Source organism: Mesorhizobium sp. P2_E6 (assembly GCF_056403835.1).
The window spans coordinates 21,565-34,098 of the sequence record NZ_JBFUEQ010000014.1 but is presented as its reverse complement, the minus strand read 5'-3'; the positions used below and the strand labels follow the sequence as shown (position 1 = coordinate 34,098).

The window sequence follows — 12,534 nt, the reverse complement described above, 5'->3', positions numbered from 1 at the left end:
ATGACCGACCGGCTGCGCCTCACCATTCTCGGCTGCGGCTCGTCGCCAGGTACGCCGCGCATCACCGGCGACTGGGGCAATTGCGACCCAGATAACCCGAAGAACCGGCGCACCCGCGCCGCCGCACTCGTCGAACGGATTGCTGCGGATGGCGGTCGCACCAGCGTCGTCATCGACACTGGACCGGATTTCCGCCAGCAGATGCTTATGGCCTCCGTCAGGCGCATCGATGCGGTCGTCTACACGCACCCGCATGCCGACCACATCCACGGCATCGATGATCTGCGTGGTTTCGTCCTCGATCAGCGCCAGCTGATCGATATCCATGCCGACGAGCCGACGATGCTGCGCCTGCGGCAGGCCTTCGGCTATTGTTTCGAGACGCCGGCGGGCAGTTCCTATCCGCCGATCGTCGACGCTCATATCATCCATCACGCCAAGCCGGTCGTCATCGAAGGAGAGGGGGGTGCCCTCACCCTTGAGCCGCTGCCGCAGGTGCATGGCGACATCATATCGCTCGGTTTCCGCATCGGCACGCTCGCCTATTGCCCTGATATCAGTGACTTTCCGGAGGCCACCGTCGAACGGCTGCGCGACCTCGACGTGCTGATCATCGACGCGCTGCAGTACCGGACGCACCCCAGCCATCTGTCGCTTGGCGAAGCACTGGAATGGATCGAGCGGCTGGCGCCACGGCACTCCGTGCTGACGCATATGCATGTGCCGCTCGACTACGCCACGGTGATGGCCGAGACGCCAGCCAACGTCGAGCCAGCCTATGACGGCATGGCGATAGATATCCCATATGATTCATGGTGATGAAGCCAATCCTTCATCGCTGGCCGCACTGGAATTTCGACAATGAATGACGCCCGGCCAAATCGTCTGGTCAACGCGGATTTCAGCTGCCGTGCATGCCGGATCGACTTGCCGCGATAGACACGACGCAATCGAAGAGATCTTGAGGTTGCGGGTTGGCGTGACCGCCATAGCGTTGTGGGCATCATCTATTTGCTGCAGCCGGATGGGCGCCAAACGGCTGATAATGCGGGAAAATCACCGTCTGCCGTCATACGCTTCAGTTCCATAATCTATCTTATGCGACTTTCTGATGTGCGGTAATGCCACCCAGCTAGAGCAATTGGCCGCAGCGCAACGAGAACGCCGCAAGCCAATTGACCAGTCACCGACTGGCGATGCACACCGCCCGCGCTAATCAAGCACGACCACGGCCTCCACCTCGAACAGCATGGGGTCAATTGCAAGCTTGGGAACGGGAACCAGAGTCTGCGCCGGCAGCGCCTCGCCGAACATTGCCTTGACGTTCTCGGTCAGCACCTCAAGCTTTGACATATCGTGATCGACCACGAAGACCGTCAGCTTGGCGACCTGACCCGGTTTCGCGCCGATCCCGTCCAACGCGGTACGCAAATTTGCGTAGGCCTGCTTAACCTGGATGGCGAAGTCGGGCGACAGCGCTCCCGCGCTGTCCTGGCCGCCCTGCCCGGAGATATAGGCGACCCGGCCTTCACGGGGTGTGATCACCGCTGTGCTGTAGCCATTCGGCGACGGGTCGTAGAGGTTTTGGGGATTGACGATGGTCAGCTTGCGATCGTTCTCATTGGCTGTAGCCGCCGTGGGAACTGCGATGGTCATGATGATTAGCCCTCCAATAAGCAGACGCTTGATTGCGCGTGACATGATTTTCTCTCGGCTCCGCGGACTGCGAGCGACCTACCCTCGCAGCCGGCATGATTGAACTTTAACCACATCGTCCTTACGATGACTCGTGCGATGTACGAGTAGTCGTATGGTACGTCGTACGAGTCAATCGTTCAAGATCGACATTCGTCGCGTTGCCGGTCAAAATCGATGTCCTGAACAGCGAGGAAAGTTGGATGGCAGCCAAGCGTAGCGGCGCCCGGAGCAAACGACCTCAACAGGTCGGTGTCTCGCACCAGCCCGTGCAGGAGGCGAGCAGTGAACCGCCTCTCACGCGGGAACGTATCGTGGCGACGGCGGTAGAACTGCTGGACGCCCAAGGCGTCGACGGATTGACGATGCGTCGGCTGGCCGATCGCCTCGGCTCGGGCGTGATGAGCCTATATTGGCACGTCGACAACAAAGAGGATGTCTTTGATCTGGCGCTCGACTCGGTGCTCGAATATCGCGAACCGCCGCAAATGGCTGAGTCTCAAGACTGGCGCGGAGAAGTCGTCCATATGCTCGAAGACTGGCGCACCGGCATGCTGCGCCATCCCTGGTCGGCATCGTTGTTGCCGCGCAGGGCGCTCGGCCCGGGCATCCTCAGCCGCCTGGAGCTGCTGAGCAAGACCTTGTCCAGCGCCGGCGTGGCGGACGCAAATCTGAACGTCGCGATATGGTCACTCTGGAACTATGTGATGGGCGCCACCATCACCCGGGCGAGCTTTGACCTCTCGGACGACAACAGGGCCGCCGCGCAGCAGCGCCTTGCGCATCTCAGCGGACGCTACCCGACAATCGAACGCTCTCGTCTGCTGTTGGATGACGATTGGCTCGGCGCTTTCAGGAAAGGCCTCGACTTCCTGCTTGATGGCCTCGCTCCACGATAAAGTTCCGCCGGCCGACTTTTATTCCTCGCCTTCCTTGGCCTTAGCTTCCGCAATCTGTTTGCGTACCACCGCATCCCTGGCGGCAGCCGCACTTGCCCCATGGTCCTCATTGCCGGCTGCGACCTGCACTGTGGGCGAAGCAAACTCGATCCCGTTTGCCGCGAACGCTTCGCGGATCATGACATAGGCCCGGCGACGGATCGTGAATTGGTGTCCCGGCTTGGTCGTCATCGCGAAACTGAGGTTGATGCCATAATCGCCGAAAGCCTCGACGCCCTTCATCTTCAAGGTCTCGATGATCTGCGGACCGAATTCCTCATCTGCCAGCAGTTCGGCGCCGACGCCCTTGACCAGTTTTTTGACCTTGGCAATGTCCGTGTCGTAGTTGACCGAAATGAAGAACTTATCGATCACCCAGTCGCGGCTCATGTTCTGGACGGCGCCCAACGAGCCGAATGGAACTGTGAAGATCGGGCCGCGGTGATGGCGCAGCTTGACCGAGCGAATGCTGAAGGACTCGACCGTGCCCTTGTAGGTGCCGCTCTGGATATACTCTCCGACGCGAAACGCATCGTCGGTCATGTAGAACACACCACTGATGACGTCCTTCACCAGCGACTGCGATCCGAAGCCGATGGCAACGCCGAAGATGCCCGCGCCCGCGATCAATGGACCAATCTCGACGTCAAGGCCGGAGAGAACCATCATGATCGCAATGGCGGCAATGAGTGCGGCGAGAAAATTCTTCAGGATCGGCAGCAGCGTCAAAAGCCGCCCGCTGCGGGCAAGCGCTGCCTCGTCGCCGCCCTCGGTGCGGGCACGATCGATGCGACCGCCAATAAGACCCTTCACAAGTTGCCAGATGAGATCGGCGGCGAGCAGCACCACGATGCCGCTCAATACACCTCGGACGATGCGGTCTACACTTTCGTCGCCCATCATTCCGCTGGCGCGCAAACGCACGACGGTCGCAAGCCAGGCGACAGCGAGCCCGATGACGATCGCCCTCGCCCCACGCTCAACGAGCACTTCGAAGATGGCATTGTTCGACTTCGTCGTCTCGTCGGAGCTGGCGAAAAACGACTTGGTGATTGAGCTGGTGGATCTCAGGATTGGTGGGAGGATCAAGCCATAGATGCCAATCCACAAAAGCGTGCTCATCCCCACGACCCACAAGAGCCAGAGCACGCAAAGGAAAAATGTCAGCAGCCATTCCTTGAGCCGATAAACCTTGGAAGGCTCGATCGCCGCCGGCCGCCGCCATACGGATTCGATCGACACCGCGAGGAGACCGAGACCGAGTATGTAGACGATGAGATTCCTGACGTTCGGCGTGAAGTGGAGGATGTTCATCTCGCCTGCGAGCGCCCATCCAAGGAAGAATATGCCAGCAAACAACGCGACGCGGCGGCGCCAGAAAGCAGCGGTGACATCGTCCATCGGAATAAGCCGGACCTTCGGCTGGTCTCCAAGGTTCAAATTGCCGTCCGCCGTGCCGAGAATAACTGACGTGATCCGCATGATCACGCGCCAGGCGATGACAGCGATCAGCAAAGGCAGCACCAGCGCAGAAAGCAGTGGTGGCCAGGTAAACGCCAGGAAGGCGCCGACACTGGCCATTGCGAACACGACGAGCGGCGCGATGGCGACGAACAACGTTCGGGCGATCACATGATGTCGGGCGGGTGCGCCCGATTCCGGGCTTTGAGCTGGGTTGCGGCGGTGAGCCCTGCCGACGATACGGCGGAAGATGAACTCGGCACCTAACCCAAGCGCCACAAAGGCCGCGAACAGGACGAGGATCGCTCCCGGCCCTCGCCCGTGAATCTCGGTCATAATCGTCGAGCTTGCGCCGGAAATCTCGTCAGGGACCTCAGGAATCGCATTGCCAATGCCCTGCAAATGCTCGCGAATGGCATTGGACCAGACCATGAAGTCAGTGGCGGAAGCGCCCATTGGCATTGCCGAATCGGCCGCGGGTGCCGCGCCCTTCTCGGCGATCCACGCCTTGACTTCGGGATCGTTCAGCAATTTCAGCAACTGCTCGACTTTTTCAGGTGGAGGGGGCGGCGCCGCAGTCGTCTGCGCCCGGGCGATCGCAGTGAATGCGATCAGGGACGCCATCAGCATTGCAAACAACACGCCGGTTCTGCCAGCCCGGAAAACCATCACACTCATCTGCTGACCCCCGATGGACTCACTTTCACTATGCCCACAACATACTGCCTCACGAACAAAATAATGTAGCGATGCAATACGCCCGAACAGGGCCGGAATTGTCCGTCGAGGCGGAGCGCCAAGGGAGCTCGGCCATCAATCGCCAGTCCCCGCTCAGGTAAGGCAATTTCGCGTTTCAGCTGGGGTGGCGCGTTTCGCTCCACAGAGCTTCGCCAAACTGATACATCCGCATTCGACAAAATTTCAGCCAGACCATCATGAAGACCAAATGACAGCATCTCTCTTTCTCGGCTTTCCCGATCGCCTCGCCGGTGGCCGCATCCCCAGTGCGGTGATCTTCGGAGCCGGTCACGGCAGCACCTATCCCGGCAAGGACAGCAGCGGCCATGCCTTGGCCGCCGATGCCATCCGCGCCGCGAGCCAGGGCGATGCCGCGCTCGTCGAGCACTGGGATTTCGATCTCGGCGGCCCGCTGTTCGACGGCAAGCCGGACAACTGCATCGACACAGGCGATATCCCGACCATTTTGCATAACAATGCCGGCAACCGGACCCGGATCGAGGCGAAGACGCGCGAGGTCCTGGCATTGCCGGCCGTACCGATCCTGCTGGGTGGCGACTGTTCCGTGACCTTTCCCTTCCTCGCCGGCTTTGCGGATCACGGACCGGTCTGGATCCTGCAGATCGACGCCCATATCGATTGGCGCGACGAGGTGTCTGGCGAGCGACACGGCTATTCGAGCCCGATGCGTCGCGCGAGCGAGATGCCGCATGTCGCCGGCATGGTGCAGGTCGGCCTTCGCAGCGTTGGCAGCGCAGGCATAACCGAGATCGAAGCGGCGCGGCGCTATGGCAGTCGCTTCGTGACCGCCCGCGAGATTCACGCCCAGGGCGTCGAAGCCGCGCTGCGGCATATTCCGGAAGGATCGCAGGTTGTTGTCACGCTCGACTGCGACGCCCTCGATCCCAGCATCATGCCGGGTGTGGCGGCGCGTACGCCCGGCGGCCTCACCTACACGCAGGTGATCGACCTGATCGCGGGCCTCGGCAGGCGGGCCAGGATCGCAGGATTCGATCTTGTCGAATTCTATCCTCCCGCCGATATCGACAGCCTGTCGGCCCTGACCGCGGCGCGCCTTCTCGTCAATGTGATCGGCACCATCGTCCGGCAGGTTTGAAAGCCGGCTTCCTCTCGTAGCATGACGGCCCGACAAGGTTCCCTCCGCTGCCGAGAGGATACCCAGACTCGGGCCTCACCCTCGGACCGGCAGCAATTCAGGCGCATCCGTTGGGCTTCCCAGAGGGAAGTCCTCCCTTCGACCAGATCTGCCCGGACTTCCCTAGAGTTGCTATAGGTTCCGGCCGCGTGCGGCTACATCCGCCGGCGCCTCATCCGCCAGATAGCCGAGATCCTTTTGTTCCGGCAGAGACAGGCCGGCAAGTGCCCTGCGCTGCCTGAAATCCTGATATCGGCGTCGAAACCTTGCGAAGACACGCGCGATATGCCCGGCGAGCAAAACGGAAAAACGGGAGGTCGGCTGGAAGGTCCTGAGGCTGGTGGAGGTCATTTCATTCTCCCTCGTTCGAATTCATGAGGGCAGTGTCCCACCGGCGCGCTTTGTCGATGTTCATCTAGGCGTTAAACCGGAGGAGAAACCACTGCCGAAGCCGCTAAATCGTCGTTAAGTCGGCGCGGGGAAGTGATATTCTACCCGAGGCTGCTACAGGGGGGTCGGGGTGCACATCGGATTGCTTGGCGGTATCGAGGTTGTTTCTTCAGGCGGCCAATCGCTGCACTTCGCGACGCGCAAGACGTCGTTGCTGTTTGCCGCGCTCGTTCTGGCCGGGCCCAAGGGCCTTCGCCGCGAGAGGGTGGCGGCGATGCTATGGGCAGACAGCGGCGAGCAGCAGGCGCGGAACAGCCTGCGCCAAGCGTTGGTGGACATCAGGCGGCTGTTTCCGCCCACCGGCGACGAGGCCATACGTGTCGAAGGCAATGCCCACACCATATGGCTGGCGGCAAATGCCGATGAGGCCGACATCTGGATGTTCGACCGGAATATCCTAGCCAGTGACGGCGCCAGCCTAGCGACAGCGGCGAGCCTCTACCGGGGAGACTTGCTCGACGGTCTGTCGTTTCCCGGCGAGATCGACGAATGGCTTGCGCCGCTTCGGGCGAACTATGCCCGCAAGGCGCTGGACCTCGCCGAGCGGCTGAGCCTTCTGCCGGAGACGGACGCCAGCGAGGAAATGGCTTGCGAAAGGCTGGCGGAGCGGCTGGTGGCGCTCGATCCATGCGCCGAGCAGGCCCACCGGGCGCTTATCCGCATCTTCCGCCGTCGCGGCAAGACCAACGACGCCTTCCGCCAGTTCCTGGCCTGCGAGGAGGCGCTGAAGCGCGAGCTCGGCGTCGCCCCTGAAGAGGCGACGCAGGCGCTGGTCGAGCGTATCGAGGCGCCTGAGGCAAAGCATCGGCACGAGCAGGCGTCCAGCAGCTCCGGCCCGCCCGAAGCCGGGGCGCCGCGGCGGGAAACGGTGGCCGAACCGGCGCGCCCCGTCGTTTCCATACCGGAAAAGCCGTCGATCGCGGTGCTACCGTTCCAGAACATGAGCGGCGACGCCGAGCAGGACTATTTCACCGACGGCGTGGTCGAGGAGATCACCACGGCGCTGTCTCATGTGAGCTGGCTGTTCGTGATCGCGCGGAATTCCGCTTTCGCCTATAAGGGCCAGGCTGTGGATATAAAGCGCGCGGCGCGCGAGCTGGGAGTGCGCTACGTGGTTGAGGGCAGCGTGCGCAAGGCGGGTAGCCGGCTCCGCGTTGCGGGCCAGCTGATCGAGGCAGCAACGGGCGTGAGCCTGTGGGCCGACCGTTTCGAGGGCGACGTCGCCGACGTGTTCGAACTGCAGGACCTCGTCGCCTCCAGCGTCATAGGTGCGATTTCGCCCAGGCTCGAACAGGCCGAGATAGCGCGGGCCAAGCGCAAGCCGACCGAGAGTCTCGACGCCTACGACAATTACCTACGCGGCGTGGCGAGCCTTTACCGCTGGACGAGAGCGGGATTGGAGGAGGCGCTGCCGCATTTCTACAAGGCAATTGAGCTCGACCCTGACTTTGCCGCGGCACAGGGCGCTGCCGCTTGGTGCTACTTCTGGCGAATGGCGAACGGCTGGATGACGGACCGGCAGAAGGAGGCCGCCGAAGTTTCCCGGCTGGTCGGCAACGTCACCATAGCAGGCCAGGACGACGCGGTAGCGCTGGCTTTCAGCGGCCTCGCACTGGGCTATGTCATCGGCGACTACGAGGCCGGTTCGGCACTGACCGACCGGGCGCTCGTGCTTAACCCCAACTGCGCCGCCGCATGGAGCGCCAGCGGCTGCCTAAAAGCCTGCCATGACGACCCGGACATCGCGATCGAGCATCTGTCGCGGGCAAGGCGGCTGAGCCCGCTCGATCCGCTGACTTTCTTCATGCAGTGCTTCACGGCCTTCGCCCATTTCGTGGCCGGCCGCTATGATGCCGCCTGGCCGATCGCGGAGGCGGCATCCCGCGCGCAGCCCTATTATCTCACCGGTCTACGCGTGGCCGCAGCCAGCAACGCCATGGCCGGCAGGCTGGATGCCGCGAGCAAGCACATCGCGCTGTCACTGCAGCTCGATCCCGAATTGACCCTCTCCAACCTCAGGCACCGGGTGGGGCAGATCAGGCCAGCCTATTTCGTCAGATATGTCGAGGCACTGCGGCTAGCCGGCCTGCCCGATTGAGCCGGGCGGCGTGAGCCCGCTCCCTGACCGCCCCGCGCCTTCTCGTCAATGTGATCGAAACCATCACCCGGCAGGTTTGAACGCCGGCTTCCTCTCGTAGCATGACGGCCCGACAAGTTTCCCTCCGCTGCCGAGAGGATACCCAGACTCGGCCTCACCCTGGGACCGGCGGCAATGCGGGCGCGTCCAATCCCTTGAAGGGATCGCGCCAGGCCTCGATCTCTTCAAGCCGACGATACCAGCGGCCGACAGAGGGATAGTCATCCAGCGGCAGTCTGGCGGCCTCGTTGAACGGCAGAAAGGTCGCCATGCGGAAGTCGGCGTAGGAAATCGAATTTCCGACCAGCCATTCCCGTGCGAAAAGCTCCGTATCGAGTATCGCGGCGGCCGTGCGGAAATGCGTCAGCCCCTCCTCCACGCGTTGTTGATCAATCGGGCCTATGCCGTACCGCTGTTTGGTGCCACGTTCGAAATGCACCGTGTCGCAGGCGAATGCGAAGTGCTCCTTGCCCCAACTCAACCACCGGATCATCTCGGGCTCGTCATCGCCGGTGCGCCAGAAATCCGAACGCACGTCGCGCGACAGCCGGCAGGCTATGGCGTCTGCCTCCCAGAGGCTTTTTCCGCCGTCGTCCACAAGTATGGGCAATGAGAGATTGGGGTTTAGCAGGCGATATTTCTCGGCCTGCCCCGGAGCGAATGGCGAGGCGAATTCAAATTCGACATTCGCGTCGAGATAGCGTGCCACCGCGACGGCGAGCCGAGGATTGGGATTGCGGCTGAAGTATAGCTTCATTGGACACCTCCGGTGTGGCTGGCCAACGCTATTGCCTCAGCTGTCAATGACGGGCGTCACAAAAGCCGGATTTGATAGCTCAGCACCCGCTTGGCGGCCGGCGCGATCAGCATCAGGCCCGGCTTGTCGACAAGATCGCCGTCGAAGCCCACCGGACTTGCGATGCCGTGCCAGGGCTCGATACACAGGAACGGCGCGCCGCCCGGCTTTGACCAGACGCCCAATTCCTGAAATCCCTGCCAGGCCATCTCGATCGCCGGACCACGCTCGCCGGCATAGCGCACGCTGGTGCTGGCGGGGTGGTCGAGAATGACCGCGTCCTGGTCGAACAGCTGCTCGGAGAGCGCGAGGATGTTGCCTTCGACGGGCGTCGGCTGCGGCGTCTTCAACAGCAGGCCGTCTTTCAGGCGACGGACCGGAGCAGGTTCGGCAGCAGCGAAAGTCAGCTGGTAGTCCGTCTTGGCCAGGTCGGGCAGCAATGGCCAATTGAATGCCGGATGCGCCCCGATGGACGCCGGCATCGGCTCTTCGCCGGTGTTCGTGATGTCGAAGGTGACGCCAAGCTGCCGGCGGTCCAGCGTGTAGGTCACGGCGAGACGGAAGGCGAATGGATAGTGCGTGCGGGTCTCGGCATCGTCGGTGAGAACCAGCGTGCAGGATCGTGGCCCGCTCTGCGCCCAGGCAAACGGCTTGTCGCGCGCGAACCCGTGCTGCGTCATCGGGTAGGTCCGGCCGCGATGGCGCAGCCGATCTCCGTTCAGCCGGCCGACGATCGGAAACAGCACCGGCGAATGGCGCCGCCAGGCCGGCCCGGCCTGCCACAGGAACTCAAATCCTTCGGCATCTTGCAACGAAACCAGTTCGGCGCCCTGGGCGACGATGGTCGCCGAGATGCCGTCGCCCTGAAGCGTCTGGCTGTCTTGTGCCACATATCCTCGCGCGGTCGGTATTGAAGGGCGGTGCGGTGGCAGACTAGCAAAAGCTCTTGAGGACTCAAGGTGTAGCCGGTCCTGCCAGAACGAATTGTGGCCGGAGGATCTCCCTCCGGCCACCTCCCCGCATCAGGGGCGATAGTCCTCGCCCCTGCCCACAGCGGACAGTCGTTACTCGCGTTCGCCGGTGAAGTTCAGCAACAGCTGGAAGATGTTGATGAAATTCAGATAAAGCGAGAAGGCGCCGAAGACGGCCAGCTTCTGGCGCGATTCCGCGTCGACATTCTCGGCATACTGCTCCTTGATCGTCTGCGTGTCCCAGGCAGTCAGGCCGATGAACACGGCGATGCCGATCACCGAGATGGCGAACTGCAGCGCGGTCGAGCCGAGGAAGATGTTGACGATGCTGGCGATCACCACGCCGATCAGGCCCATGATCAGGAACGACGAGAACTGGGTCAGGTCACGCCTGGTCGTGTAGCCGTAGAGGCTGGTGGCGCCGAACATGGTGGCGGCGATGAAGAAGGTGCGCGCGATGCTGGTTCCGGTGAAGACCAGGAACACCGAGGCCAGCGACAGGCCCATGACCGCGCAGAAGGCCCAGAACATCGCCTGGGCGCTGGCCGCCGACATGGTCTGCATCTTGAACGAGAACAGCATGACGAAGGCGAGCGGCGCCAGCATCACCACCCATTTCAGCGGGCTGGAGAAGATCGGCACGTAGAGCGCGGGCGTCGATGAGATCATGAAGGCGACCAGGCCGGTGACCACCAGGCCAACGCCCATGTAGTTGTAGACGCGCAGCATGTGCTGGCGCAGGCCCTCGTCGTAGACCGCGCCGGTTTGGGCGCCGGCGCCCACGCGGTATCCCAGATTGGGGGTGTTCATATGAATTCTCCTTTGTGTATCGGTCAGCAAAGCGTGGGTCGGTCAGTAAAGCGTTTTGGCGAGCGTCTCGGCGGCGCGGTCGAGATCGCGGACCTCGCTTCGTCCGACCACCGCATAGGCGACCTCGCCGATCTGGAAATAGGCCGAAGAAATGTCACCCGTAGGCGCGACGGTCGGCTTGACGACGTCGAAATTGCCCGGCCGGATCGCAAACAGCGAGACCAGGCCCATCTCCTTCGTCTCGACAGCCATCTCGACGCTCGGACCGAAGCGCGACGGATAGATCTGCACGTCGCGCACCTTCCAGTCCTTGGGCAGCGACGGCATGACGATCGCGGTTGCGGCGCGGATCTCGCCGGCATTGTAGTTGGGTGCCTCGGGCTGCGACGGCATGGTCTCGCGCACCAGCGTCGTCCTATGGGCGCGCACCGCTTCGTCGACATAGGCGGGCGGCTGCGGCGAGGCGACGACCTTGGTCACCGACATCGGCCCGATAATGCCGTTTGCCAGCCAGCCGGCAGCGACGAAGGCGGCCACTGCCGCCGCACGCTGCAGCACACCGAAGATGCGGCCGCGGAAAAGCCCCCTCTCCAGCCGCCGCGCGGCGTCGGCGGTCGCCGGCCGCGCCATGCCCCCGGACCCGGCAAGAGCCACACGCAGTTCGTCGCGCGTCCGCAGATCCGACATCACGCGCGCCGCCGCCTCCGGACGGGTGGACAAAAACGCCTCGACCTCGATGCGACGGGTGACATCGAGCTGGTCGTCGACATAAGCGTCGAGCTCGGTATCGGCCACGGGATCGACAGTTCCAGTCATGACGGTCCTCCAACGATCCTAAGGTGGTTTTTCGTCTTCGAGGGCGCCGCGTCCTCCATCTTGCGCAGTGCGGCGCGCGCCCTGCCGATGCGCGACATCAGCGTTCCCAGCGGCACGCCGCTGGCATCGGCCGCCTGTTGATAGGAAAGCCCTTCGATGGCGACGAGATGCAGGGCCGAACGCTGTTCTTGCGGCAGGCTGAAGAAGGCTTCGCGAACCTGGGCCAGGCGCACGGAGTGTTCCTGCGGCGCCGGTGTGCTGGCTTCGGCAAGATATCCGGCCTGTTCGAGGCGAGCGGCTTCGGATTTGCGGGAGCGCATTTTGTCGATGAATGTGTTGTGCACGATCGACAACAGCCATGCGCGCAAATTGCCGCTAGAGCGGAAAGTGGCGCGCCGTTCATAGGCCCGCACCAGCGCGTCATGCACGAGATCCTCGGCGTCCGTGCTGTCATGCGTCAGCGAGCGCGCGTAGCGGCGCAGCGAACCGAGCTGTCCTATGATGTCAAAGCGCGGCATCGACCGTTTCATGTCCTGTTTACGGAGCATGTGGGGATTTTAATCCCA

12 protein-coding genes are annotated in these 12,534 nt (G+C 62.7%); 4 read left to right on the top strand and 8 right to left on the bottom strand.

Going from position 1 to position 12,534, the window contains the following annotated elements:
• Complete coding sequence (locus AC1D08_RS28300; protein ID WP_477308150.1) at nucleotides 1-819, top strand: MBL fold metallo-hydrolase; 819 nt, start codon at nucleotides 1-3, stop codon at nucleotides 817-819.
• 393 nt (nucleotides 820-1,212) lie between these two features.
• On the opposite strand, the gene AC1D08_RS28295 is transcribed toward AC1D08_RS28300, so the two are convergent.
• Complete coding sequence (locus AC1D08_RS28295) at nucleotides 1,213-1,701, bottom strand: RidA family protein (protein ID WP_457155078.1); 489 nt, start codon at nucleotides 1,699-1,701, stop codon at nucleotides 1,213-1,215.
• A gap of 197 nt (nucleotides 1,702-1,898) precedes the next feature.
• On the opposite strand from AC1D08_RS28295, the gene AC1D08_RS28290 reads away from it, so the two are divergent.
• Nucleotides 1,899-2,594: a TetR/AcrR family transcriptional regulator gene (locus AC1D08_RS28290; protein ID WP_477308147.1), complete on the top strand. Its 696-nt coding sequence runs from the start codon at nucleotides 1,899-1,901 to the stop codon at nucleotides 2,592-2,594.
• An 18-nt stretch (nucleotides 2,595-2,612) separates the two neighbouring features.
• Here AC1D08_RS28290 and AC1D08_RS28285 read toward each other — a convergent pair whose 3' ends face one another.
• Nucleotides 2,613-4,772 (bottom strand): mechanosensitive ion channel family protein, encoded by a 2,160-nt coding sequence (locus tag AC1D08_RS28285; protein WP_477424550.1) that lies wholly within the window; start codon nucleotides 4,770-4,772, stop codon nucleotides 2,613-2,615.
• A 268-nt stretch (nucleotides 4,773-5,040) separates the two neighbouring features.
• On the opposite strand from AC1D08_RS28285, the gene AC1D08_RS28280 reads away from it, so the two are divergent.
• Nucleotides 5,041-5,949, top strand: a complete 909-nt coding sequence (locus tag AC1D08_RS28280; RefSeq protein ID WP_477308143.1) for an agmatinase — start codon at nucleotides 5,041-5,043, stop codon at nucleotides 5,947-5,949.
• Between the two features lie 171 nt (nucleotides 5,950-6,120).
• On the opposite strand, the gene AC1D08_RS28275 is transcribed toward AC1D08_RS28280, so the two are convergent.
• The gene (locus AC1D08_RS28275; RefSeq protein ID WP_457154605.1) at nucleotides 6,121-6,339 is read right to left on the bottom strand and encodes a hypothetical protein; all 219 of its coding nucleotides are present in this window, start codon (nucleotides 6,337-6,339) and stop codon (nucleotides 6,121-6,123) included.
• Nucleotides 6,340-6,508: 169 nt separating this feature from the next.
• Here AC1D08_RS28275 and AC1D08_RS28270 point away from each other — a divergent pair, with 169 nt between their 5' ends.
• The gene (locus tag AC1D08_RS28270) at nucleotides 6,509-8,536 is read left to right on the top strand and encodes a BTAD domain-containing putative transcriptional regulator (RefSeq protein ID WP_457154381.1); all 2,028 of its coding nucleotides are present in this window, start codon (nucleotides 6,509-6,511) and stop codon (nucleotides 8,534-8,536) included.
• Between the two features lie 154 nt (nucleotides 8,537-8,690).
• On the opposite strand, the gene AC1D08_RS28265 is transcribed toward AC1D08_RS28270, so the two are convergent.
• From AC1D08_RS28265 to AC1D08_RS28245, 5 genes are all read right to left on the bottom strand, one after another.
• A complete protein-coding gene (locus AC1D08_RS28265; protein ID WP_477424548.1) occupies nucleotides 8,691-9,332 on the bottom strand; it encodes a glutathione S-transferase family protein in 642 nt (213 codons plus the stop codon).
• A gap of 56 nt (nucleotides 9,333-9,388) precedes the next feature.
• Nucleotides 9,389-10,261, bottom strand: coding sequence for an aldose 1-epimerase family protein (locus AC1D08_RS28260; RefSeq protein ID WP_457154383.1), 873 nt, complete (start codon nucleotides 10,259-10,261; stop codon nucleotides 9,389-9,391).
• A gap of 174 nt (nucleotides 10,262-10,435) precedes the next feature.
• Nucleotides 10,436-11,152, bottom strand: coding sequence for a Bax inhibitor-1/YccA family protein (locus AC1D08_RS28255; RefSeq protein ID WP_477308137.1), 717 nt, complete (start codon nucleotides 11,150-11,152; stop codon nucleotides 10,436-10,438).
• Nucleotides 11,153-11,194: 42 nt separating this feature from the next.
• A complete protein-coding gene (locus AC1D08_RS28250) occupies nucleotides 11,195-11,968 on the bottom strand; it encodes an anti-sigma factor family protein (protein WP_457152304.1) in 774 nt (257 codons plus the stop codon).
• Nucleotides 11,965-12,498, bottom strand: coding sequence for a sigma-70 family RNA polymerase sigma factor (locus tag AC1D08_RS28245; RefSeq protein ID WP_457152306.1), 534 nt, complete (start codon nucleotides 12,496-12,498; stop codon nucleotides 11,965-11,967). The genes AC1D08_RS28250 and AC1D08_RS28245 overlap by 4 nt, the downstream gene beginning before the upstream one ends.
• Nucleotides 12,499-12,534 lie beyond the last annotated feature (36 nt).

Coding starts and splice junctions, on each gene's coding strand:
- AC1D08_RS28285 (WP_477424550.1), bottom strand. CDS start 4,772: ATGAGTGTGATGGTTTTCCGGGCTGGCAGAACCGGCGTGTTGTTTGCA.
- AC1D08_RS28295 (WP_457155078.1), bottom strand. CDS start 1,701: ATGTCACGCGCAATCAAGCGTCTGCTTATTGGAGGGCTAATCATCATG.
- AC1D08_RS28255 (WP_477308137.1), bottom strand. CDS start 11,152: ATGAACACCCCCAATCTGGGATACCGCGTGGGCGCCGGCGCCCAAACC.
- AC1D08_RS28250 (WP_457152304.1), bottom strand. CDS start 11,968: ATGACTGGAACTGTCGATCCCGTGGCCGATACCGAGCTCGACGCTTAT.
- AC1D08_RS28280 (WP_477308143.1), top strand. CDS start 5,041: ATGACAGCATCTCTCTTTCTCGGCTTTCCCGATCGCCTCGCCGGTGGC.
- AC1D08_RS28300 (WP_477308150.1), top strand. CDS start 1: ATGACCGACCGGCTGCGCCTCACCATTCTCGGCTGCGGCTCGTCGCCA.
- AC1D08_RS28265 (WP_477424548.1), bottom strand. CDS start 9,332: ATGAAGCTATACTTCAGCCGCAATCCCAATCCTCGGCTCGCCGTCGCG.
- AC1D08_RS28245 (WP_457152306.1), bottom strand. CDS start 12,498: ATGAAACGGTCGATGCCGCGCTTTGACATCATAGGACAGCTCGGTTCG.
- AC1D08_RS28275 (WP_457154605.1), bottom strand. CDS start 6,339: ATGACCTCCACCAGCCTCAGGACCTTCCAGCCGACCTCCCGTTTTTCC.
- AC1D08_RS28290 (WP_477308147.1), top strand. CDS start 1,899: ATGGCAGCCAAGCGTAGCGGCGCCCGGAGCAAACGACCTCAACAGGTC.